Origin of the sequence: Rhodococcus sp. B50 (genome assembly GCF_013602415.1) — a bacterium.
Lineage (GTDB): Bacteria > Actinomycetota > Actinomycetes > Mycobacteriales > Mycobacteriaceae > Rhodococcus.
This window is the reverse complement of record NZ_WPAG02000002.1, coordinates 583,626-605,844: the sequence shown is the minus strand read 5'-3', so window position 1 is coordinate 605,844 and position 22,219 is coordinate 583,626. Positions and strand designations below refer to the sequence as shown.

19 protein-coding genes are annotated in these 22,219 nt (G+C 69.9%); 9 read left to right on the top strand and 10 right to left on the bottom strand.

What is annotated here, in order from left to right; genetic code table 11:
• Nucleotide 1: 1 nt before the first annotated feature.
• From mraY to GON09_RS03125, 9 genes are all read right to left on the bottom strand, one after another.
• Nucleotides 2–1,081 carry a phospho-N-acetylmuramoyl-pentapeptide-transferase gene (gene mraY / locus GON09_RS03165; RefSeq protein ID WP_213930561.1) on the bottom strand — a complete coding sequence of 360 codons (1,080 nt, stop codon included), beginning with the start codon at nucleotides 1,079–1,081 and terminating at the stop codon, nucleotides 2–4.
• Nucleotides 1,078–2,622, bottom strand: coding sequence for a UDP-N-acetylmuramoyl-tripeptide--D-alanyl-D-alanine ligase (locus tag GON09_RS03160; RefSeq protein WP_213930560.1), 1,545 nt, complete (start codon nucleotides 2,620–2,622; stop codon nucleotides 1,078–1,080). Before GON09_RS03160 ends, mraY begins: the two co-directional genes overlap by 4 nt.
• The gene (locus tag GON09_RS03155) at nucleotides 2,619–4,253 is read right to left on the bottom strand and encodes a UDP-N-acetylmuramoyl-L-alanyl-D-glutamate--2,6-diaminopimelate ligase (RefSeq protein WP_213930559.1); all 1,635 of its coding nucleotides are present in this window, start codon (nucleotides 4,251–4,253) and stop codon (nucleotides 2,619–2,621) included. The genes GON09_RS03160 and GON09_RS03155 overlap by 4 nt, the downstream gene beginning before the upstream one ends.
• 208 nt (nucleotides 4,254–4,461) lie before the next feature.
• The gene (locus tag GON09_RS03150) at nucleotides 4,462–6,294 is read right to left on the bottom strand and encodes a peptidoglycan D,D-transpeptidase FtsI family protein (RefSeq protein ID WP_213930558.1); all 1,833 of its coding nucleotides are present in this window, start codon (nucleotides 6,292–6,294) and stop codon (nucleotides 4,462–4,464) included.
• A gap of 71 nt (nucleotides 6,295–6,365) precedes the next feature.
• A complete protein-coding gene (locus tag GON09_RS03145) occupies nucleotides 6,366–7,202 on the bottom strand; it encodes a hypothetical protein (RefSeq protein ID WP_213930557.1) in 837 nt (278 codons plus the stop codon).
• A 3-nt stretch (nucleotides 7,203–7,205) separates the two neighbouring features.
• Complete coding sequence (gene rsmH / locus GON09_RS03140; protein ID WP_244865771.1) at nucleotides 7,206–8,153, bottom strand: 16S rRNA (cytosine(1402)-N(4))-methyltransferase RsmH; 948 nt, start codon at nucleotides 8,151–8,153, stop codon at nucleotides 7,206–7,208.
• Nucleotides 8,154–8,534: 381 nt separating this feature from the next.
• On the bottom strand, nucleotides 8,535–8,966 hold the full coding sequence (mraZ, locus tag GON09_RS03135; RefSeq protein WP_016934758.1) for a division/cell wall cluster transcriptional repressor MraZ: 432 nt from the start codon (nucleotides 8,964–8,966) through the stop codon (nucleotides 8,535–8,537).
• 427 nt (nucleotides 8,967–9,393) lie between these two features.
• On the bottom strand, nucleotides 9,394–9,813 hold the full coding sequence (locus GON09_RS03130; RefSeq protein ID WP_060652805.1) for a DUF3040 domain-containing protein: 420 nt from the start codon (nucleotides 9,811–9,813) through the stop codon (nucleotides 9,394–9,396).
• A 173-nt stretch (nucleotides 9,814–9,986) separates the two neighbouring features.
• Nucleotides 9,987–10,475 carry an SAV_6107 family HEPN domain-containing protein gene (locus tag GON09_RS03125; protein WP_213934249.1) on the bottom strand — a complete coding sequence of 163 codons (489 nt, stop codon included), beginning with the start codon at nucleotides 10,473–10,475 and terminating at the stop codon, nucleotides 9,987–9,989.
• A gap of 320 nt (nucleotides 10,476–10,795) precedes the next feature.
• Between GON09_RS03125 and GON09_RS03120 the strand changes: the two genes are divergently transcribed.
• Genes GON09_RS03120 through GON09_RS03100 form a run of 5 tightly spaced genes read left to right on the top strand, consistent with a single transcriptional unit; the run spans nucleotide 10,796 to nucleotide 15,819 of the window.
• Nucleotides 10,796–11,443, top strand: coding sequence for a GNAT family N-acetyltransferase (locus GON09_RS03120; protein ID WP_213930555.1), 648 nt, complete (start codon nucleotides 10,796–10,798; stop codon nucleotides 11,441–11,443).
• Nucleotides 11,440–13,035: a phytoene desaturase family protein gene (locus GON09_RS03115; RefSeq protein WP_213930554.1), complete on the top strand. Its 1,596-nt coding sequence runs from the start codon at nucleotides 11,440–11,442 to the stop codon at nucleotides 13,033–13,035. The genes GON09_RS03120 and GON09_RS03115 overlap by 4 nt, the downstream gene beginning before the upstream one ends.
• Nucleotides 13,032–13,910, top strand: coding sequence for a carotenoid biosynthesis protein (locus GON09_RS03110; RefSeq protein WP_213930553.1), 879 nt, complete (start codon nucleotides 13,032–13,034; stop codon nucleotides 13,908–13,910). The genes GON09_RS03115 and GON09_RS03110 overlap by 4 nt, the downstream gene beginning before the upstream one ends.
• Nucleotides 13,907–14,629 carry an LppM family (lipo)protein gene (locus GON09_RS03105; RefSeq protein WP_213930552.1) on the top strand — a complete coding sequence of 241 codons (723 nt, stop codon included), beginning with the start codon at nucleotides 13,907–13,909 and terminating at the stop codon, nucleotides 14,627–14,629. The genes GON09_RS03110 and GON09_RS03105 overlap by 4 nt, the downstream gene beginning before the upstream one ends.
• A complete protein-coding gene (locus GON09_RS03100; RefSeq protein ID WP_213930551.1) occupies nucleotides 14,599–15,819 on the top strand; it encodes a glycosyltransferase in 1,221 nt (406 codons plus the stop codon). Before GON09_RS03105 ends, GON09_RS03100 begins: the two co-directional genes overlap by 31 nt.
• 17 nt (nucleotides 15,820–15,836) lie before the next feature.
• Here the strand turns inward: GON09_RS03100 and metF are convergent, their stop codons facing one another.
• Complete coding sequence (gene metF, locus GON09_RS03095; protein WP_213934248.1) at nucleotides 15,837–16,781, bottom strand: methylenetetrahydrofolate reductase [NAD(P)H]; 945 nt, start codon at nucleotides 16,779–16,781, stop codon at nucleotides 15,837–15,839.
• Between the two features lie 218 nt (nucleotides 16,782–16,999).
• Here metF and GON09_RS03090 point away from each other — a divergent pair, with 218 nt between their 5' ends.
• The 4 genes from GON09_RS03090 to GON09_RS03075 all read left to right on the top strand — a co-directional run bounded on the left by GON09_RS03090 (nucleotide 17,000) and on the right by GON09_RS03075 (nucleotide 22,201).
• The gene (locus tag GON09_RS03090) at nucleotides 17,000–18,046 is read left to right on the top strand and encodes a polyprenyl synthetase family protein (protein WP_213930550.1); all 1,047 of its coding nucleotides are present in this window, start codon (nucleotides 17,000–17,002) and stop codon (nucleotides 18,044–18,046) included.
• A gap of 5 nt (nucleotides 18,047–18,051) precedes the next feature.
• Nucleotides 18,052–19,584: a phytoene desaturase family protein gene (gene crtI / locus GON09_RS03085; protein ID WP_213930549.1), complete on the top strand. Its 1,533-nt coding sequence runs from the start codon at nucleotides 18,052–18,054 to the stop codon at nucleotides 19,582–19,584.
• Nucleotides 19,585–19,683: 99 nt separating this feature from the next.
• A complete protein-coding gene (locus GON09_RS03080) occupies nucleotides 19,684–21,270 on the top strand; it encodes an alpha-(1->6)-mannopyranosyltransferase A (RefSeq protein ID WP_213930548.1) in 1,587 nt (528 codons plus the stop codon).
• A 16-nt stretch (nucleotides 21,271–21,286) separates the two neighbouring features.
• Entirely contained in the window at nucleotides 21,287–22,201 is a 915-nt protein-coding gene (locus GON09_RS03075) for a phytoene/squalene synthase family protein (RefSeq protein WP_307854296.1), read from the top strand.
• The last annotated feature ends 18 nt before the right edge of the window (nucleotides 22,202–22,219 follow it).

Here is a 22,219-nt window from a genome sequence, read left to right as displayed (position 1 = left end):
GTCAGTCCCCGATCGCCGCGAGGTATTCGCTGTAGAACAGTGCGAGGCCGATGGCCGAGGCGATGGCGGCGAGCAACCAGAACCGGATGATCACCGTCGTCTCGGCCCATCCGCCGAGTTCGAAGTGGTGGTGGAAGGGCGCCATCCGGAACACCCGCCTGCGGCTGGATCGGAACACCGCGACCTGGATGACCACCGACGCGGCCTCCGCGACGAAGAGCGCTCCGATAACCACCATGAGCAGTTCGGTGCGGGTGGTGACGGACAGACCGGCGAGCATGCCGCCGAGGGCGAGCGAGCCGGTGTCGCCCATGAAGATCTTGGCCGGCGCGGCGTTCCACCACAGGAAGCCGATACAGGCGGCGGCACCGGCGGCGCACAGCAATGCGAGGTCGAGCGGGTCACGGACGTCGTAGCAGCCGGCGGTCGGCTCCACTGCGCACGCGTTGCGGTACTGCCAGAAGGTGATGATGACGTAGGCGCCGAGCACGAGTGCCATCGAGCCGGCGGCGAGACCGTCGAGACCGTCGGTGAGGTTCACGGCGTTCGACCACGCGCTGACCAGCAGGTACACGAACAGGATGAAGACGATCGACCCCATCGAGACCGTAGCGATGTCGCGCACGTAGGACAGATCGGTGCTGGCGGGGGTGAGGCCGTCCGCATTGCGGAACTGCAGTGCGAGGATGCCGAAGGCCACCGCGACGACGAGCTGGCCCACCAGCTTGGCGGTCTTGTTCAGACCGAGATTGCGCTGCTTGCGGATCTTGATGAAGTCGTCGAGGAATCCGACGCCGCCGAGCGCCGTGGTCAGGCCGAGCACGAGCAGACCCGAGGCGGTGGGGCCTTCGGCGTCGTATCCCATCCCGATGAGATGTGACCCCCAGTAGCCGGCCCACAGACCGGCGAGGATCGCGACGCCACCCATCGTGGGGGTGCCGCGCTTGGACTGGTGGCTCTGCGGGCCCTCGACCCGGATCTCCTGCCCGAAGCCCTGCCGGGAGAACATCTTGATCAGGACGGGGGTGAGCAGGATCGAGACTGCGAGCGCGATGCCCGCCGCGAACAGGATCTGTCTCACCGGGCGTCCTCCGTCCCCACAGCAGCGTCGTTCTTTCCGGTACCGGCCGGATCGTCCGCAAGGACGGCCTCGGCGACGGTCCACAAGCCCACGGACTGCGATGCCTTCACCAGCACGATGTCGCCCGGCTGCAGTTCGTCGCGCAGCAACGCGATCGCGGCGTCGGCATCGGGTACGTGGCTCGCTTCCTCACCCCACGATCCTTCCATCACGGCGCCCTGGAACAGACCCCGGACCGGGCGCGTGGCCCCGACGGCGACGATGCGGGTGACGTCGAGGCGCACCGCGAGCCGTCCGATGGCGTCATGGGCGACGACCGCGTCGTCGCCGAGCTCGGCCATCTCCCCCAGCACCGCGAAGGTGCGGCGGCGAGCAGGGCCCGACCGCGCCATCGTGACCAGGGCCTTCACCGCTGCTCGCATCGAGTCGGGGTTGGCGTTGTAGGCGTCGTCGATGACGGTCACGCCGTCGGATCGGGTCTGTACGGCCATGCGATGGGCCGAGACGGGGCCGGCCGTCGCGAGCGCGTCGGCGGCCTGCTCGACGGTCGCACCGCATTCCACGGCGACCGCGATCGCCGACAGGGCGTTGCCGATCTGATGTTCGCCGTGGACGGCAAGGCGCACGGGCACGCGCTGCTCCTGCCCGTCGGCGCCGGGGACGACGGCGGTGAACGAGGCGCGCGCCTGATCGTCGAGGTGGATGTCCTCGGCGCGGTAGGCCGCGCCGGAACCGGTCCCGACGGACACCACGCGACCGGTGGTGCGGGTCGCCATCTTCGACACGAGGGTGTCGTCGGCGTTGAGGATCGCGACTCCCCCGTCGGCGGCGCTGGGCAGGGCTTCGACGAGTTCACCCTTGGTCTCGGCGATGATCTCCTGCGAGCCGAACTCGCCGATGTGGGCGGTGCCGACGTTGAGCACGACACCGATCCGCGGCGGGGCGATGCGGGCCAGGGTCGCGATGTGCCCGGGGCCGCGTGCCGACTTCTCGAGGACGAGGAAGCGAGTGGTTTCGGTGGCGCGCAGGGCAGTCCACGGATGGCCGAGTTCGTTGTTGAACGATCCGGGCGGAGCGACGACCTCACCCAACGGTGCGAGCACGGCGGCGATCATGTCCTTCGTGGACGTCTTGCCCGCCGAACCCGTGACGCCGACGACCGTGAGACCGGCCTCGGTGAGCGTGTCCACCACGTTGCGGGCGAGCTTGGCAAGGGCGGCGAGCACCGCCGCGCCGGATCCGTCGCTGTCGTGCTCGAGTGCGAGGGCGTTGGTCTCGGTGGGCGGGATCGGCGGCACTACGATCGCGGGCACCCCCACCGGTCGTGCGGCAAGGACCGCCACGGCACCGGCGGACACCGCGGCCGGGGCGTGATCGTGCCCGTCCGAGCGCGCACCGGGCAGCGCCAGGAACAGGCCGCCGGGACCGATCCGTCGCGAGTCGAACTCGACGGACCCGGTCACCTCGACGGACGGATCGTCGACGTCGTGCAGGGTGCCCCCGACGACCTCCGCGATCCGAGCCAGTGTCATCGGGATCATGCCTTGCCTCCGTGATGCGAACCGCCCGCAGCAGGCGGATGGTGACCGTCGGGTCCTGCGGTCCGGTACTTGTCGAGTGCTGCGCCGAGGACCTCGCGGTCGTCGAAGGGATGTTTCACTCCCTCGATCTCCTGCCCCGTCTCGTGGCCCTTACCTGCGACGAGCACGACGTCGCCGGGACGGGCCCACGCCACCGCGGCGTCGATCGCCGCAGCGCGATCCCCGATCTCGAGGATCTCACCGCGGTCGCCCGCCGGTACGGAGTGTGCACCGTCGAGGACGGCCGCGCGGATCGCGGCGGGGTTCTCGGTTCGTGGATTGTCGTCGGTCACGATCACCAGGTCTGCGGCCCGCGCCGCGACCTCGCCCATGATCGGCCGCTTCGTCCGGTCGCGATCGCCGCCCGCACCGACGACCACGGCGATGCGCCCCTCGGTCGCGGCGCGCAGGGTTCCGATGACCGCTTCGAGCGCGGCGGGCTTGTGCGCGTAGTCGACGACCGCGAGGAAGTCCTGTCCGCGGTCGACACGCTCGACCCGGCCGGGCACCGCGACGTCGCCGATGCCGCGGATCGCGGCGGCGATGTCGACACCCACTTCGGCGCAGATCGCGACGGCGAGTGCGGCGTTGGTGACGTTGTAGCGTCCCGGCAGGCCGACGGTGGCACGGTGTCGGGTGCCGTCCGGACCCACGAGGGTGAACTGTTGCACGCCCGTCTCGTCGGGGACCTCGTCGGTGACCGTCCAGTCGGCACCACCGGCACCACCGGCACCGCCGACACCGCGAGCGCCCGTGGCGACGGTTCGGACGGTGGTCGCGTCGTCGCGGCCGGCGCGGGCGAGTTCGGCCATGCGGCGTCCCCACTCGTCGTCGGTGCACACGACGGCGCGTCGGGCCCGGACCTGCGAGTCCTCGGCGAACAGTCTGGCCTTCGCGCCGAAGTAGTCGTCGAGATCCTTGTGGAAATCCAGATGGTCCTGGGACAGGTTGGTGAATCCTCCGACGGCGAACTCGGTGGCGTCCACCCGGCCGAGTGCGAGGGCGTGGCTGGAGACCTCCATCACGACCGTGTCCACGCCCCGCTCGCGCATGACGGCGAACAGGGCGTGCAGTTGCGGCGCCTCGGGGGTGGTGAGGGTGCTCGGCAAGCGGATCCCCTCGATCCGCGTCTCCACGGTGCCGACGAGACCCACGACGCGACCGGCCGACACGAGCCCCGCCTCGACGAGATAGGAGGTCGTCGTCTTGCCCGAGGTGCCGGTGATCCCGATGACCTGCATGTTCCGCGACGGATGCCCGTAGACGGTGGCCGAGGCCGCACCCAGCGCGGCACGCGGCTCGGGATGGACGAGGACCGCGACGGGCTCCGAGGTCGACTCGGCGACGAGATCGCGGCCGGCCTCGTCGGTCAGCACGGCGACGGCTCCGCGTTCGAGTGCGGTGCCGGCGAAGGAGGCACCGTGGGTCTTCGCGCCGGGCAGCGCCGCGAAGACGTCGCCCGGGCGGATGCCCTGAGCACGGAGGTCGATACCGGTGACCGCGACCGTGCGGGCCGTGTCCTCTCCGGCCTCGGGGTTCACGATCTCCACGCGCGCCCCGATGGCGTCGGCGAGGACCGCGATCTGCGTCATCGGTGGGTGCTCGGGTCTCCGCCCCTCCTCCGGAGGAGACGGATCCGGACTCGATGGCACAGGCACCAGTTTCCTCTCGCTTCGCTGCAGCTCGTCTGCAGGCATTCCGACGGATGTTCCCGGGTTCGTTCCCGTTCTGCGGTCTCGGCGACGACCGTCGTGTCACGTTACCGACGTGTCAGCGTACCGAGGCCGCGTGGTCGCGTGGTCAGTCGACCTGGAGGATCAGCTTGCTCTCCGGTTCGGCCGACAACGGCACACCGTCGCGTTGCAACAACCACGACGCGATGGTGCGGAACAGCGGTGCGGCCGACTGTCCGCCGCTGCCGTCGGAACTGCGGGTCGGGGCGTCGAGCATGATGCCGACGACGTATCGCGGATCGTCGGACGGCGCGATGCCGGCGAAGGTGATCCAGTATTCGGAGTTCGAGTAGCACTTGCAGTTCTGGTCGATCTGCTGGGCGGTGCCCGTCTTGCCCGAGATGCGATAGCCCTCGATGGCGGCGCCCGTGCCGGTGCCCTGCTGGTTGCCGGTATCGGCTTGGACGACGGAGCGGAACATGTCGCGCACCGTCGCGGCGGTCTGCGGGCTCACCACGCGCACCGGATCCGGGCGGGGAGTCTCGGTACGGCTGCCGTCGGGCGCGATGGTCGCGCGCACGACCCGCGGCGGGACACGCTCGCCGTCGTTCGCGATGGTCTGGTAGATCGCGGTCATCTGCAGCAGTGTCATCGACAGGCCCTGGCCGATGGGCAGGTTCGCGAAGGTACCGCCCGACCACTGTTCGCGGCTGGGCAGCAGGCCGGACGATTCGCCGGGCAGGCCGACGTCGGTGCGCTGTCCGAGTCCGAACAGTCGCAGCATCTCGGCGAAGCGGTCCTCGCCGATCCGCTCCGCGAGCATGAGCGTCCCGACGTTCGACGACTTCCCGAACACACCGGTGGTGGTGTAGGGCACGACCCCGTGATCCCAGGCGTCCTTGACGGTCGCGCCGGCCATCGTGATCGTTCCGGGTACCTGCAGAACCTCGTCGGGCCTGGTGAGTCCGTCCTCGATCGCCGCCGCCGCCGTGATGATCTTGTTCACGGATCCGGGTTCGAACGGCGAACTGACCGCCAGGTTGCCCTGTTCCGCATCGGGCGGGTTGTTCGCGACACCGATCGACGGGTCGAAGGTGCCGTCGTTGGACATGGCGAGAACTTCACCGGTGTGCGCGTCGAGCACCACCGCGGAGGCGTTCTTCGCGCCGGACAGATCCTTCGCGCGCTGTACCTCCTGCTGCACGTGGTACTGCAGGTCGTTGTCGATGGTGAGCTCGACGGACGAGCCGTCGACCGCCGGCTGCCGATCGCGCCAGCTACCGGGGATCACGGCACCGTCGGAACCGCGGTCGTAGGTCGACGAACCGTCGGTACCCGCCAGCACGGCGTCCATCGACGCTTCGAGCCCGATCAGGCCGTGTCCGTCCCAACCGGTCGCGCCGATGATGTTGGCGGCGAGGGAACCACCCGGGTACAGGCGGATGTCCTGACGTTCGGTTCCGACCTTGTCGTACTCGTCGACGATCTCCGCCGCGACACCCGGATCGACACCGCGGGCGAGGTAGACGAAGGTTTCGTCGCTCTCGAGCATCTCGAGCACGTCCTTCTCGGGCGCCGCGGCGCCGAGCGCGTCGTGGATCGCCGAGGCCACACCCTCGAGATACTCCGAGACCTCCGGTCGGGTCGGATCCTTCGCGCGTTCCTCCTCGAGTTCCTTTCGGACCCGCACGGGTTGGAAGGTCAGTGCCTTCGCCTCCATGGTGTAGGCGAGCGGTTCACCGTTGCGGTCGGCGATGGTGCCGCGGGTCGCGGGTTCGACGAGGCGGGTGGTGCGCTGGCTCGCCGCTTCGGCGGACAGAGTGGGAGCCTGGACGAGCTGCACGGACAGCAATTGCGCGATCGCTACGCCGAGCGCCCCGAACATGCCGATCCGGCCCCACTTGTTGCGGTAGGTGAAGCTCGTCCTGTCGCGTTGCTTGCGGTCGCGCGGCGCGGACATTCGAGCGCGTCCGCCGCGCGTCGCAGGGGTGGAACGTCGCTGCGGTACACGCCGGGGGGTGGGGCGGTTGTTCACCGAGGCCCGCCCTCGGGTTCCGCCGGCACGGCCTGGACAGGCGCTTCGGGTGCCGCGTCGCGGGGCACCTCGGCTTGCGGCAGTTCGCTCACGGGTACCGATTGTCCCGCTGCGGGCGGCGCAGGTGGGGCACCTTCGACGTCCGGCGTGGCGCCCGCAGGAGCCTCCGGTGCGGGGGCCGGTGCAGGTTCCTCGCCAGCCGGCCGGCCGTCGGCGGACGGCGCAGCCCGTCGGGTGTCGTCGGCTTCGGTGCGCGGCCGGGGTTCTTCGCTCACGTCACCGACCGGCCGCGGGGTCTCCGCACCTGCACTACCGGCCAGCGGGGTCTGGACGCGGGCGTCCTCCCGGACCGGCGGATCGAGCGGAGCCGGCGGGGCACCCTGGGCCGGCACCGGATCGCCCACCACCTGCACCGAACCGTCCGGCGCGACCACGATCCGCGCGACCTGCCCGGTAGGGATCATGCCCAGCTCCGCCGCCGCGACCGCGAGGGCGGGAGCCGACTCGGCCGTCGCCACGTCGCGTTGCAGCACCGCCCGCTTCTGTGCGAGCTCCTCGTTGAGGGAACGCGCCGCGCTCAACTCGTAGGAGTCCTCGGTCGCCCGGGTGGTGAGCAACAACGTCACCGCCATGCCCACGCCGAGAAGGGCGATGATCGTGGCGACGAACGGGATCCGGGTGCGGACACGTCCGGCACCCGTCGTCCGACCGCGGGTCTCGACCGGTTCGACACCGAGCTGCGCGGCGCGCTGAGACCGTCGCTGATAGGCACGCTGTGCTGCGGTCGATCGGCCCGAGTGCCGGCGCTGCGAGGGTGCCACCTGTACGGTCATCGGTTACCTCCTGGCGATTCGTTCTGCGGCACGCAGGCGGACGGGCGCCGAACGTGGATTGGCCTCGATCTCGTCCTCGGTCGCCCGCTCTGCGCCGCGGGTGAGGATGCGCAATTCCGGCCCCATGCCCGGCAGTTCGACCGGCAGCCCTTCGGGACTGCGGGACTTCGAGCGCGGGGTCAGCTCCTGCTTGACGACCTTGTCCTCGAGCGATTGGTAGGACATGAAGACGATCCGGCCACCGACCGCGAGGGCGTCGAGAGCGTCGGGGATCGCATCGCGCAGCGAGTCGAGCTCGGCATTGACCTCCACACGCAGCGCCTGGAAGGTGCGCTTGGCCGGATGACCACCGGTGCGACGGGTCGCGGCCGGGATCGTGCGGTACAGCAGCTCGACGAGTTCGCCGCTGGTCCGGAACGGCGCTTTGGCCCGGGTCCGCACGATCTCGGAGGCGATCTTGCCGGCGAATCGTTCCTCGCCGTAGGTGCTCAGGATGCGGGCGAGATCGCCGTGGCTGTAGGTGTTGAGCACATCGGCCGCGGTGATGCCGGTGGTGGGATCCATCCGCATGTCGAGGGGTGCGTCCTTCGAGTAGGCGAAGCCGCGCTCCGCCTCGTCGAGCTGCATCGAGGACACACCGAGATCGAACAGAGCAGCGTGGACCGAGCCGTACCGGTCGAGGCCGACGCTCTCGAGGGCGTCGGCGATCCCGTCGTAGCGGGTATGGACGAAGTCGGTGCGGTCGGAGAACCGGGCGAGTCGCTCGCGCGCGATCGCCAGCGCATCGGGATCGCGGTCGAGGCCCACGAGCCGCAGCTTGGGATAGATCGTCAGGAAGTGTTCGGAGTGCCCGCCGAGCCCGAGCGTCGCGTCGACGTAGACCGCGCCCTCTCCCTCCGGTCCGGCACTCTCGATCGCCGGACCGAGGATCTCGACGGCACGATCGCGCATGACCGGCACGTGACCGAACTCCGCGGGGGGTGTCACATCGGCACCGGTGGCCTCATCCGTACCATCGACGGATTCGTGCTCGCCGTCCACCATGTGTCCTCCGGAATCCTGCTCGGGCCGCTTACGGTCTGTGGGGTGCTCGTCGGGTGGACGGTGGTGCGCCTCGTGCCTGCCTGTCGCTCGTATCGATGCCCGCTCGCCGCCACGGGGTGGATACGGAAGACGGCGAATGCCTCGAGGTCTCTGTCCGAGTCCGAAGAGACCTGACGCCGGGGAAGTGCGTCAGGGCCCTCCGGTCCGTACCTGGCGCTGGGGAAGTGCGTCAGGGCCGGTACATCGGGCAGAGGCCTCGCGGCACTCGCCGCGCAGCCCGAGCCGTGGTTACAAGATGTCGCGCAGTGCTTCGTCTCTCGCTTCCGAAAAGTCTTCTTCGTGTTCGGCGAGGTAGGTCTCCCATGCCGTCGCGTCCCAGATCTCGAGGTACCTGACCGAGCCGATCACCACGCAGTCCTTGGCGAGACCGGCATACTTGCGGTGCGCGGCCGACAGCGTGATCCGGCCTTGTGAGTCGGGTCGCTGCTCGTCCGTCCCCGAAGCGAGGCTGCGCAGGAACGCACGTGCCTGGGGGTTGCTCCGGGAGGCGCTCGCAGCGCGTTCGGCCAAGGCGGCGAACTCGTCACGAGGGAACACGGTGAGGCTGTGATCCTGCCCCTTCGTGATCATCAACCCTCCCGCCAGCTCGTCTCGGTACTTCGCCGGCAGCGTGAGCCGGCCTTTGTCGTCCAACTTGGGGGTGTAGGTACCGAGGAACACTCGGCGCCTCCCCGCTGCCGGACGGATGCTTCGCGTGGCAGGACACCTCGTCCCGCCGTGCCCCACATTACCCCACTTTGCCCCACCGGAAACGGATTACCGCCGCCCGGTCACGCGTGTTGTCATCACAACCCCAGCTCAGAGCGGGTGGCGGAAAATGGGGACACGCCCAGGGAGGTGATACAGCCTCCGCCGACGCGGTCGTGTCGACGACCGGCCCCGCCCGGAAATCGAGAACGAGGCGCGAGACGACCAGGGAAAATGCCGCGGATGAGACACGGCGGGGAGACGGAACGGGACCGAGGGTGGCGCGAGTGGGGCGCGGTGGCGGAAAGGCGACCGATGGTGGGGCACGAAGGTGCGCACAGAACGACGACGGCGCGACCCGTGGGTCGCGCCGTCGTCGATACAGCTATCGGTCGAGGAGTCAATCCTGCTCGAAACGCCTCCGGAACCGCTCTTCCATGCGGTTGGTGAAGCCACCACCCGAGGACTTCTTGCCGCCGCGGGAACTTCGGCCGGTCTTTCCGGAACCGGAACTACCGCCCGTCGCCCCCGGAGTCGACGGCCGACGACCGCCGAGGAGTAACAGAACTCCCGCGGCGAACATCACGAGGAACCCGAGCAGACTGATGATCGGGAAGCCGCCCGGCTTGAGCGGCAGGGCAACACCGGCGATCAACAGCGTCAGGCCCAACACGAACAAGGCGCCGGCCTGTAGCCGCCGCCGGTTCGACGCCATCCCCAACCGGCTGCCACGCACGGTCGAGGCGAACTTGGGATCCTCAGCATAGAGCGCGCTCTCGATCTGATCGAGCATGCGCTGCTCGTGCTCGGAGAGTGGCACGGTACCTCCCCCGGCACTAAACGGTGGCCACCGGATCCGTGGGGCGAAGCCGGTGGGGGGCCGTCGATACGGCCGCCTGAGTCAATAATACGAGCAGATGTCGCTGTGGACCACAAACTCCACACGTGAGTTCGATCCCCCGCCCGGCGAAGACCCTCGTAAGACGGCGAAGGTCACCTACCGACACCGACTTCCGACTCCGCCTCGGCGTCGAGATAACCCTCCACGTCGTGCAGGAAGTGACCCACCTCGTCGTAGAAGGCCCCGGACTCGTCGGCTCCCACCGCCCGCGCGACGCCCGCCTCGATCGCCGCGCGGGTGGCGGAACGATCGGCGAAGTAGTCGGCCCAGACAGCGAAGGACTCGTCGGCGCGCGCCATGAGCGCCCACGCATTGCGTGTGACCGGCCGGCGCGCCGGCCGGACCCCGGAGCGCATCTCCGCAGCAGCGACCACCGCGCCGGCACCGCGCAACGCCGCCAGATAGGCGAGCCGGAATCGCTCACCGGGATTGTCGGCACCGGCGGCGCCGGAGAGCAGGTCGTCGGCCTTGCGCAACAGCGTCGCCGCGCGCGCCGAGGTGGGGCTGTCCATGCATGAGGACGGCCCGAGTGTCGGAGACGTTCGGCGCGGCCCTCGACTCGCGACGTGACCGTTGGCCATATTCACGCACCTCCTCGGCGTGGTCGCACCACTCACTACAACGAGCGGTATCCGGTGGTATTCCCGCCGAAACGCCGAGGAACGGAGATCACTTCCTCGAATGTGGCCGACACGGCGCCGAGCGGGAGACCCCAGGGTGATCCGGGGATGTTCGCTTCCCTCGAACATCCCCGGATCACCGGTGTCGAACATGCGTTCGACGTATTCAATATAGCTGGACCCACCGACAACCCGTCAAGAGAAAGCGGCTACGCCATCTCGAACGATCAGCGAGACACGAGCACCTCCGACACATCGCGAGCCACCCGAACGAGTCACGCATGACCACCGACCCCCGCCACGACCCCGCGATCCTCACCGAACTCTCCCCTGCGGATTTCCGTGCGCGCCTCCCCGAGCTGCTGTCCGTCTACGTCGCGGCGATGCGCTATCCCCGCGGCACGGAGTACCACCGGGCGCCGATGTGGTCCGAGCATTCGGCCCGTGCGGGATGGCAGGCCTTCGTCGCCGCTCTCCCCGAGGCGCCCGACACGATCGTCGGCATCGCGTACGGCTACCGGGGCGATACCCGGCAGTGGTGGAACCAGCAGGTGCGCGCCGGCATGCGTCATTCCGGACGGCCCCCCGAGGAGATCGATCGGGTCCTCGCCGACTACTTCGAGCTCACCGAACTGCACGTCCGTCCCGATATGCAGGGACGCCGCATCGGGGAACTGCTCCTGTACGCACTGCTGCGCGACCGCACGGAAGGGACCGTCCTGCTGTCGACTCCCGAAGTACAGGGTGAGGACAACCGGGCCTGGCGGCTGTACCGTCGGTTCGGATTCCAGGACGTCGTCCGTCGCTTCGTCTTCACCGGCGATGCCCGCCCGTTCGCGGTCCTCGGCAGGAGCCTGCCACTCGGGCCGGACCTCGTTCCGCATCACCCCCACACGCTCGACGATCCGGACGGAAGCAGTACCTCATGAACCCCACACTCGACGCCGTCGTAGTCGGATCGGGTCACAACGCCCTGGTCTCGGCGTGCTATCTCGCCCGTGACGGATGGTCGGTGGAAGTGCTCGAACGCGACACCGTGCCGGGCGGGGCCGTCTCCACCGTCGAGCGCTTCCCCGGATACGCCGTCGACCGTGGCTCCTCGGCCCACATCATGGTCCGCCACTCGGGGATCGTCGAGGAACTCGATCTCGCCGCCCACGGACTGCGCTACATCGACTGCGACCCGTGGGCGTACGCGCCGCCGCCGGAGGGCACCGACCGTCCGGGCATCGTGTTCCACCGCGATCTCGACCGGACGTGCGCGTCCGTCGAGGCCGCGTGCGGGCGCCGGGAGGCCGACGCGTACCGCCGATTCGTGCAGGACTGGGGCCCGCGCAGCGCGGCGGTGATGAAGTCGTTCACCCATCCCCCGACCGGTCGGCACCTGCTGTCCTCGTTCTGGGGTCTCGACGCCGGGGAAGGCGGCAGCGCCCTGTCCCGCCGGTTCCTCACCACCGGCGACAGCCTGCTCGACGAGTACTTCGACGACGAACCCCTGAAAGCGGCACTGGCCTGGTTCGGTGCGCAGTCCGGACCGCCCATGTCCGAACCCGGCACCGCCGCGATGGTGGGTTTCGCGGCCCTCATGCACACCCTCCCCCCGGGCCGCGCGATCGGCGGGAGCGGCGCACTCACCCAGGCACTGCTGTCCCGACTGCGCTCCGACGGCGGCACGGTGACCTGCGGCGACGCCGTCACGGAGATCAGCCGCTCCGGCGACCTGTGGACCGTGCGCACCGAATCCGGACGCTCCGTGCGGGCGCGAAGGGTCGTCGCCGGCTGCCACGTCCTCACCACGCTGGATCTGCTCGACCGCGGCGGATACGACCGCGACCGGCTCGAAGGCTGGCGGCGCAGCATGCGGGTCGGCCCGGGCATCGGCATGGTCCTGCGGCTGGGCACCGCCTCGCTGCCGCACTACCGCGGGTGCGACGAACCGGAGCTGACCACATCGGGTCTGCAACTGCTCGTCGACGACCGCGCCCACCTGCGGGCGGCGCACGGTGCCGCGATGGCGGGAGACCTGCCCCCACGACCGGCGGTTCTCGCCATGAGCTTCTCGGCACTCGATCAGACCATTGCGCCCGCCGGCAAACACCAGATCACGCTGTGGTCCCAATGGCATCCGTATGCGCTGCGAGGCGGACGACGCTGGGAGGACATCGCCGGATCGGAAACCGATCGCATCCTCGCGGAGATGGAGACGCGATCTCCCGGATTCACCGCCGGCGTCGAACATTGCCACGTACAGACCCCCGCGGACATCGAGAGCGAACTCGGGCTGCTCGGCGGGAACGTCATGCACGTGGAGATGTCCCTGGACCAGATGTTCCTGTGGCGGCCGCTGCCGGAACTGTCGGGCTATCGGGTGCCCGACGCGCCCGGTCTCTACCTCACCGGCGCCTCGACGCATCCCGGCGGCGGTGTCTCCGGCGCGAGCGGACGCAACGCCGCCCGCGTCGCCCTCGCCGACGCCAAGGGCGGCATCGTCGACCGCGTGAAGGGCTGGGTGTCGCGATGACCGAGACCTACGTGCCGGCCGCGGCCCACCCGACCCGGTGGCGGACGATCCTTCCCGTCGTCCCGGCCGTCGCCGCGGTCCTCGCCCAGATCGCCTATCCCCTGACCGAAGGTGACGCCCGAGACGCCGCGACCGTCGCGGTCGTCGCACTGCTCACCGTCGCCTGCCTCATCCACGCAGCGCTGAACCGCGGTCTCACCTTCGCCGTCGTCCTGTTCGTGAGCTCGGCCGGTATCGGATATCTGTCCGAGGTGGTCGGCACGATGACCGGCTATCCCTACGGCTGCTACAGCTACGTCACCGATCGGCTCGGGCCGGCGGCCTTCGACGTCCCGCTCGTGGTGCCGCTGGCATGGTCGGCGGGCCTGTACCCCGTGTGGTGTGTGGCCTCGCGCCTCGTCCGCAACGGTCCCGGCCGGGTCGCGGCGGTCACTGTCGGCATGCTCGGATGGGATCTCTATCTCGATCCCCAGATGGTCGCGGACGGTCACTGGTCGTGGTGCAACGGCGGTGGCCTGCCCGGGGTCGAGCACATCCCGCTCACCAACTATGCGGGCTGGCTCCTCGTCGCCGCGATCATGGCGACCGTACTCGTGCTCGTCGACTCCCGTTCGGACCGCGCCGATACGCCCCGGCACGACGGTGTGCCGATCGCCTTGTTCCTGTGGACGTGGCTCGGTTCGGCCCTCGCCCACAGTGTCTTCCTCCATGCCCCCGAATTCCGCTATTCGGCCGTGTACGGGCTGATCGTCATGGGTGTGCTGGGCGTTCCCCTGCTGGTCTCGCTCGCCCGTGCGCGCGGCGAGAGCGGATCCGTCCCGGAACGGGACGAGGCACGACTCGCCGCGCGCGACCCGAAGAACCGACGAGGATGACCGTGCCTGGCACCATGTTCTCCGTGCAGTCGTCCACCGTGTCCGCCCGCCGTCGTGTCGTCGCGGTCGTGGGGCTCGTGCTCCTCGCCGTTCCGCTCCTCACCGGCTGCCTGCGCGTGCAGGCGACGATGGGGATCTCCTCCGACGACCGCGTGTCGGGGCAGATCGTCGCCGCGACCATTCCCGCCGACGAGAACGATCCCGGCCCCGAGCTCACCGCCCCCTCGGCACTGGCCGGGAAGGTGCGGGTGCAGGAGTATTCGCAGGACGGCTATGTGGGGAGCCAGGTCTTCTTCAACGACCTCACCTTCGGCGACGTCCAGCAGCTCACGACGATGTCCGATCAGAGCGCGGGCATGTTCCAGCTCAACCTGCAGCGTTCCGGCGACCTCGTCGCGCTGAACGGACGTGTGGACCTCGAGTCCGCCCCGTCCCAGGGCACGGACGTGCAGTTCACCATCGCGTTCCCGGCCCGGGTGGCGACCACCAACGGCACCCGCGAGTCGGATTCGATCGTGACCTGGAAGCTCCCGGCCGGTGAGGTGAGCAGCCTGCGGGCGGAGGTGCGCTACGCGGATCCCAACACGCGCGGTTTCGCGGGCTGGGCCGGGATCATGGCCGGAGCCGCCTTCGGGGTCACGCTGATCATCGCGGGCGCCGCCTGGTTCACCCGTAATCCGGCGCCGCAGTGGTCTGCGACGAGCGGGACGCGGTCCTGACCGGCCTGTCGCGCGATCCGAGTCCCACCCCGTGGGAGCGGCTCGTCACCGGTGGCGCTCTCGTTGCCTCCTACGGCGCGGTGGTCGCCGTCGCGAACCGCTTCATGCTCCCCCGTCTCGCGCCCGGCCCGGTCGTCGACGAGCAGGTCACCGTGGTCGTCCCCGCCCGTGACGAGGCCCCGCGCATCGGTGCGATCGTTTCCGACCTGCGGGCACAGCGAGGACTGCGCGTCCTGCACGTGATCGTCTTCGACGACGACTCGTCCGACGGCACCGCCGACCTTGCCGCGGCTGCCGCCGGAGGGGACGAGCGCATCACCGTCGTGCGGTCGACGGACCCGCCTGCCGCCGGGTGGACCGGGAAAGCCGCCGCATGCGCCGCGGCGGTGGCCCGCGCCGGCTCGGCGGTGGACGAGGGAGTCGTCGTATTCATCGACGCCGACGTCCGGCTCGCACCCGATGCGCTCGCCGGCGCCGTCACGCTGCTGCGCCGCCAGGATGCCGCGCTCGTCTCCCCGTTCCCGTTTCAGCGGACCGGATCGGCACTCGAGCGGCTCGTGCAACCCCTGCTGTTCTGGTCGTGGTTCTCGCTGCTGCCGGTCGCGCTCTCGCACCGCACCCGCCGGCCGTCGATGGCGGTCGCGTGCGGACAGTTCCTCGTCTTCGACGCCCGGGCCTACGCCGCCATCGGTGGGCACGCGGAGGTCGCGGCGAGTCCCACGGAAGATCTCGATCTCGCCCGGGCCCTACGCCGCACCGGAGAGCGCACCACGGTCGCGGCCGCGGGCCGATTCGCGTCGTGCCGGATGTACGACGGACCCCGCCCGCTGGTCGGCGGCTACACGCGCTGGCTGTGGTCGGCGTTCGGCTCTCCTGCCGGGGCGGCCGCGGTGGTGGCGCTGTATCTCGTCGCCTACCTCGTTCCCCCGGCCGCAGCCCTGCTCGGAGACGGGCGGACGCGACGCTGGGGCGTGACCGGAGCCGCCGCGGGAATGCTGTCGCGGCTGCTCGCGCGAACGACCGAACGGGGAGGCCGCCGGCACCCGGAGACCCCCGACCGTGTCGCCGGCGATCTACTGGACGCCGCGGCCCACCCGGCATCGGTCCTGGCCTTCGGCGCGCTCACGGCGTCGTCGATCCGGGCACGGCGCAGCGGACGCGCGTCGTGGAAGGCACGCATCCTGCCCTGACCGGAGCCGTGACGGGCTCAGACCGGCTGCACCGCGGCGGGAGCCTCGAGTTCGTAGCCGAGGCGGGTGAGCACCTCGCCGGTCGCGCGGGCGAAGTTGAGCGTGATGAAGTGCAGGCACGGCGCACCCTCGGCGATCAGGCGCTCGCACATCTCCGTCGCGACCTCGATGCCCACCTCGCGTACTGCCGCCCGGTCCTCCTCGGGACCGTCGCCCGCCGCCCGCCGCAGGCGCTCCTCGAGTACGGGCGGCAACTGCGAACCCGACAGTTCGAGGCTGCGGCGCGCCGAGCGCAGCGACGTGATGGGCATGATCTCGGGGATGATCGGCTTCAGTCCCTGCTCGGCGTCGTGCGCCACGACCCGGTCGCGCAGACGCAGATAGTGCTCGACGTCGAAGAACATCTGGGTGATCGAGTACTCGGCGCCCGCGCGCAGCTTCTGCACGAGATAGCGGGTGTCGTGATCGAGATCCGGGGACCGGTGATGCCCTTCCGGGAAGGACGCGACGCCGACGTGGAAGTCGCCGAGGTCGCGCACCAACCGGACGAGCTCGTCGGCGTACTCGAGACCCTCCGGGTGCTTCTCCCACTCGCCGAGCGGGTTGCCCGGCGGATCGCCACGCAGGGCCAGGATGTTGGTGATACCGCGGTCGGCATACGCTCCGACCATCGCGCGAAGTTCGTCGATGCTGTGCCCGACGGCCGTGAGATGCGCGACCGGCAGGAGGGTGGTCTCCTCGGCGAGACGCCCGGTGACCCGGACCGTACGGTCGCGGGTGGATCCCCCGGCGCCGTAGGTCATCGATACGAAGGCCGGGCCGAGACGCTCGAACGTCCGCACGGCACGCCACAGTCGTCCCTCGGCCTCGGCGTCGCGAGGCGGGGAGAACTCGACGGAGAACGGAATGCGGCCCGAACGCGTGGACCCGAGACGGTCCACGATCGACGGGGTCCGAGAAATCCCGCCGTCCTCGGTTGCCCTGACGAAGTCGCTTGTCACCGGTCCAGCATAGGTGGCGCCGCTGGAGCCGTCGCTACCGGCGACGATCCGAGAGTGCAGATAGGCTGGTCGCGGCGCCCAGGCTTCACTCGCTGCCGAGGTGCCGTCACCATCGATCTGGAGGTTTCGTCCTGTCTAGCGGCGCCGATCATTTGCTTGCCGAGCAGCTCCCCCATCGTGTGGAGGACTCCCTCCGGCAGTTCTTCACCTCACGCTCCGCGTTGATCGACTCGGTGGGTGGTGGATACCGGCCGGCCGTCGACACACTCGAAGCGTTCGTGCTGCGCGGTGGCAAGAGGGTCCGTCCGCGCTTCGCGTGGACGGGCTGGCTCGGTGCCGGGGGTGATCCGGCGGGTCCGGACGCAGAGGCCGTCCTGCAGGCATGCTCCGCGCTCGAACTCGTGCAGGCCGCAGCGCTCGTTCACGACGACATCATCGACGCGTCCACCACGCGTCGCGGGTTCCCCACCGTGCACGTCGAGTTCACCGAACAGCATCGGACGGCGGGCTGGCACGGCAGGGCAGAGCAGTTCGGCGAATCCGTCGCGATCCTGCTCGGCGATCTCGCCCTGGTGTGGGCCGACGACATGCTGCACTCGGCCGGGCTCGCATCCGAGACCGTCGCGCGGGTGACGCCGGTCTGGGCCGCGATGCGCACCGAGGTGCTCGGCGGGCAGTATCTGGACATCGCCAACGAGGTGGCGGCGGACGAATCGGTGGAGGCCGCGATGCGGGTGAACCGGTTCAAGACGGCGGCGTACACGATCGAACGTCCCTTGCATATCGGTGCCGCCCTCGCCGGCGCCGATAACGACCTGATCGATGCCTACCGCCGCTTCGGCACCGACATCGGCCTGGCGTTCCAGTTGCGCGACGACCTGCTCGGGGTGTTCGGCGACCCGGAGGTCACCGGAAAGCCCTCGGGCGACGACCTGCGCTCCGGTAAGCGGACGGTCCTGTACGCACTGGCCCTCGAGACCGCCGATACCTCCGATCCGGCAGCGGCCCGGCTGCTGCGCGGCTCGATCGGCACCGACCTGTCCGACTCTCAGGTGGAGCAGGTTCGCTCGGTGCTCGTCGACCTCGGTGCCGTCGCCCGGATCGAGGATCGCATCACCGCATTGACCGACAGTGCATTCGAGGCTCTCGAGTCGTCCGGCGCCACGCCGGAGGGTAAGGCCCTTCTGCGCGAATCGGCGGTCGCAGCGACCCGACGGGTGGCGTGAGACCGATGCGGACGGTTTCCGGCGTCGACCGGGTCGTCGTGGTCGGCGCCGGACTCGCCGGTCTGTCGGCGGCTCTGCACCTGCGTGGCGGGGGCAAGGACGTGACGGTGCTCGAACGCGCCGACGACGTCGGTGGCCGGGTCGGCAGCTATCACGGGCCGGGCTACGAGATCGACAACGGCGCCACCGTACTGACGATGCCCGAGTTGATCGACGATGCGCTCGCCTCGGTGGGCGCCGACCGGGACTCCGTCCGCCCGGCGCTCCGCACCCGGCGACTCTCCCCCGCCTATCACGCACGCTTCGCCGACGGCACCTCGATCGATGTGCATTCGGATCCCGATGCCATGGTCGCGGAGATCTCCCGGGTGTGCGGGCCCGACGAAGCAAGGCGCTACCTGCGGTTGCGCTCCTGGCTCGCCGACATCTTCGAGGCGGAGTTCGACCGCTTCATGGACGCGAACTTCGACTCGCCGCTCGACCTCGTCTCGTCGCCCGCCGCCGTGCGCGATCTGGTGCGCCTGCTCCGTCTGGGCGGGTTCGGCAGGCTCGGCGCGCAGGTGAACCGCAGGGTCACCGACCCCCGCCTGCGCCGCGTCTTCACCTTCCAGGCGCTGTACGCCGGTGTCGCTCCGGCACGGGCTCTGGCGGTATACGGAGCCATCGCCCACATGGACACCTCGATGGGTGTGTACGCGGTGGACGGCGGTATGCGGTCGGTCGCCCGCGCGATGGCCGCGGCGTTCGTCGAGGCCGGGGGGCGGCTCGAACTCGGCCGGGAGGTGACCGCGGTCGACATCACCGGCGGCCGGATCGACGGTGTCCGCACCCGCGACGGGCACCGCTTCCCGTGCGACGCGGCCGTCCTGACCCCCGACACCCCGATCGTCGACGCCGTGCTGCCGCGCCGGCGGCGCCGGCGCACGCTGGCCGCACCCTCGGCGGTGGTGCTGCACGGATCCATCCCTACCGGGGTGACCGGCGGCTGGTCGGCACAACATCACCACGTGATCGACTTCGGCGCCGCATGGGACCGCACCTTCGCCGAGATCACCCGCAGCCGCGGTCGCGGCCGCCTGATGTCGGATCCGTCACTGCTGATCACCCGGCCCGCACTGTCCGATCCCGGCCTGCGGTTCACCCGCGAGGGCGTCGAACACGAGCCCCTGTCGGTGCTGGCACCGTGCCCGAACCTCGACAGCGCCCCACTCGCCTGGGCGGAACTCGCGGTGCCCTACCGCAACGAGCTGCTCGACGTCCTCGACCGCCGCGGATACGGCGGGATCACGAACGGGTTCCGCGTCGACCACATCGACACACCCGCGACCTGGCACGCCCGTGGCATGCAGGCGGGCAGCCCGTTCTCGAGCGCGCACGTCTTCCGCCAGACCGGACCCTTCCGGCGACGCAACCTCGACCCGGCCGTTCCCGGCGTGGTGCTCGCAGGTTCGGCGACGGTGCCCGGCGTCGGCGTGCCCACCGTGCTGTTGTCCGGGAGGCTCGCCGCCGAACGGCTCGGTGTTCCGCGCACGCGGTGATACCCGGCGCAACGCGCTCCACCTCTCCACTAAACTGTCCTCGTTCGCCAGCATCTGCGCGCCGCGCATCCACACGTCCACGGGGGAGGAACCGTACCGATGTCGTCCCCTGCCTCGCCCGACGCCGAGTCGCAGACCTCGCCCGCGCCGGAGGGGACGGTCACACCGGCACGTGAGCGTTCGAAACATGCCTTCCTGAGGAGCCCCGCCGGCAATGCCGCACTGCTCGGCGCGTGCGGTGCGGTGTTCATGACCTTCGGCAGTTTCGGGGCGGGCAGCGTCCGCCGGGTCGATCCGCTGCTCGAGGACATCTACCTGTCCTGGCTGCGCTTCGGCCACGGCCAGTTGCTCTCGACGATCATCTTGTGGATCGGTGTGCTCCTCATGATCGGCGCGTGGGTACGCGTCGGCCGGGCGACCCTCGCCGGGCTCGTGACGGTGCGCGATCTGTGGACGGTGCTGCCCGCGTGGACGGCTCCCCTGCTGATCGCCACACCGATGTTCAGCCGCGACGCCTATTCCTATCTCGCTCAGGGTGCGCTGTTGCGCGACGGCTTCGATCCGTACGCGGTGGGACCGGTCGTCAATCCGGGTGTCCTGCTCGACAACGTCAGCAATGTGTGGACGACCACCACCACCCCCTACGGCCCCGTCCACCTGCTCCTCGGTGCGGGAATCACGTCCATCACCGACGACAACGTGGTGACGGGAACGTGGTTGTGGCGTCTGACCATGCTCCCCGGCCTCGCGCTCATGGCGTGGGCCGTGCCGAAACTCGCACGCCGCATGGGCGGCAATCCCGCGATCGCCCTGTGGCTCGCGGTCCTGAACCCGCTCGTGCTGATCCACCTCGTCGGCGGAGTGCACAACGAGCTGCTGATGGTCGGTCTCATGATCGCCGGCATCGTGCTGGTTCTCGAGGGCCACCATCTCGGGGGCATCGCACTGGTCTCGCTCGGCGCCGCGATCAAGGCCACCGCGGGGTTGGCGTTGCCCTTCCTGGTGTGGGTGTGGATGGTTCACGAACGCGACCGTGCACGCGCCGAGGGACGCGAACCGGCAGCGCCCGTCCGCCTGTTCGCCAAGGCGGCCGGACTCGGACTGCTCGTGTTCGCTGCGGTCTTCGGTGGCACCTCGTTGCTCGCCGGGGTCGGTATCGGCTGGCTCACCGCCCTGTCCGGATCGTCGAAGATCATCAACTGGTTGTCGCTGCCGACGATGATGGCGCACGTCGTCACATGGATCACTCCATGGCGCCTCGGTTCGATCCTCGACATCACGCGCCTGCTCTGCGCGATCGCGCTGGTGGTGATCCTCGCGTGGGCGTGGTGGCGGTTCCGCCGCACCGAACGCGACGCGGTCTTCGGGATCGTCGTGGCCCTGACCGCTGTGACGCTGCTGTCGCCCGCTGCTCTGCCGTGGTATTACTCGTGGCCGCTCGCGGTCGCCGCCGCCTTCACGATGTCGCCCCGGGTCCTCATGGTGCTCGTCGCGCTGTCGACCTGGCTCATGTTGATCTTCAACCCCGACGGCTCGATCGGCATGTACAACCTCGCGCACGTCGCGCTCGCGGTGTTCGCCTCGATCGTCGCGGCCCGCGCCCTGGTCACCTACGATCCGCTGCGACTGCGACTGCGGCCGCGACCGGCACCGCCCACGGGTGCTGCGCGGGACGACCGTGCCTGACCGGCCTACCGGGATCGTGACCGACGATCTCACCCGGGCCTACGCCTACTGCGCTGACCTCACCGCCGAGCACGGACGCACCTACAATCTCGCCACCCGGCTGTTGCCCGCCTCGCGGCGGCGCGCCGTCCACGCGCTCTACGGCTTCGCCAGGCACGTCGACGACATCGTCGATGTCACCGCCGTGGACGACCCGGAAGCCGCGATCCGCGGGGTCGACGATGCGCACACGCGGCTGCACGCCGCGCTCGCGGGAGATCCGGGCCCGCTCGACGACACCGGGCTGGTGGTCCGCGCACTCGCCGACACCATCGAGCAGTACCGGATCCCGATCGACTGTTTCGAGGCGTTCATCCGGTCCATGCGCATGGACGTGCCGGGCACGCCCGAGTTCCGGCCCCATTACCGGACCATGGAGGAACTACGCGAGTACATGTACGGCTCCGCAGCCGTGATCGGGCTCGAACTGCTTCCGATCTTCGAGGTCGACGATCCGGCCGCGCCGCCGGCCGCTGCCGCGCTCGGCGAGGCGTTCCAGCTCACCAACTTCATTCGCGACGTGGGAGAAGACCTCGAACGCGGACGCGTCTACATCCCGCTCGACCTGTGGTCGGCGTTCGGGGTCGACCTCGACCTGCTGCGCGAGGGCAGGCGCAGCGGTGTGGTGGATCCGAGGGTCCGGCGGGCCCTCGCCCACGCGGTCGCGCTGACCCGCGCCGAATACCGCAGGGCCGAACCCGGCCTGGCATTACTCCCCGACCGCATCCGGCCGGGCATCCGCACCGCGTTCACGCTCTACGGGCGGATCCTCGACGAGGTAGAAGGTAGCGGTTTCCGAGTCCTCGACCGGCGCGCGACGGTTCCTCGCCGCACGCGCGCCGCGGTGATGCTCACCGAGTACGTCACCGGTTCGCTGTTGCGGCGTCGCTGAGATCCCGGAGAGATCCGG

What these genes read in the sequence shown, in the direction of transcription:
- GON09_RS03160 (WP_213930560.1), bottom strand. Translation starts at nt 2,622, where the DNA reads ATGATCCCGATGACACTGGCTCGGATCGCGGAGGTCGTCGGGGGCACC.
- GON09_RS03155 (WP_213930559.1), bottom strand. Translation starts at nt 4,253, where the DNA reads ATGACGCAGATCGCGGTCCTCGCCGACGCCATCGGGGCGCGCGTGGAG.
- GON09_RS03150 (WP_213930558.1), bottom strand. Translation starts at nt 6,294, where the DNA reads ATGTCCGCGCCGCGCGACCGCAAGCAACGCGACAGGACGAGCTTCACC.
- GON09_RS03145 (WP_213930557.1), bottom strand. Translation starts at nt 7,202, where the DNA reads ATGACCGTACAGGTGGCACCCTCGCAGCGCCGGCACTCGGGCCGATCG.
- rsmH (WP_244865771.1), bottom strand. Translation starts at nt 8,153, where the DNA reads ATGCGCGATCGTGCCGTCGAGATCCTCGGTCCGGCGATCGAGAGTGCC.
- GON09_RS03125 (WP_213934249.1), bottom strand. Translation starts at nt 10,475, where the DNA reads ATGGCCAACGGTCACGTCGCGAGTCGAGGGCCGCGCCGAACGTCTCCG.
- GON09_RS03120 (WP_213930555.1), top strand. Translation starts at nt 10,796, where the DNA reads ATGACCACCGACCCCCGCCACGACCCCGCGATCCTCACCGAACTCTCC.
- GON09_RS03115 (WP_213930554.1), top strand. Translation starts at nt 11,440, where the DNA reads ATGAACCCCACACTCGACGCCGTCGTAGTCGGATCGGGTCACAACGCC.
- GON09_RS03110 (WP_213930553.1), top strand. Translation starts at nt 13,032, where the DNA reads ATGACCGAGACCTACGTGCCGGCCGCGGCCCACCCGACCCGGTGGCGG.
- GON09_RS03105 (WP_213930552.1), top strand. Translation starts at nt 13,907, where the DNA reads ATGACCGTGCCTGGCACCATGTTCTCCGTGCAGTCGTCCACCGTGTCC.
- crtI (WP_213930549.1), top strand. Translation starts at nt 18,052, where the DNA reads ATGCGGACGGTTTCCGGCGTCGACCGGGTCGTCGTGGTCGGCGCCGGA.
- GON09_RS03080 (WP_213930548.1), top strand. Translation starts at nt 19,684, where the DNA reads ATGTCGTCCCCTGCCTCGCCCGACGCCGAGTCGCAGACCTCGCCCGCG.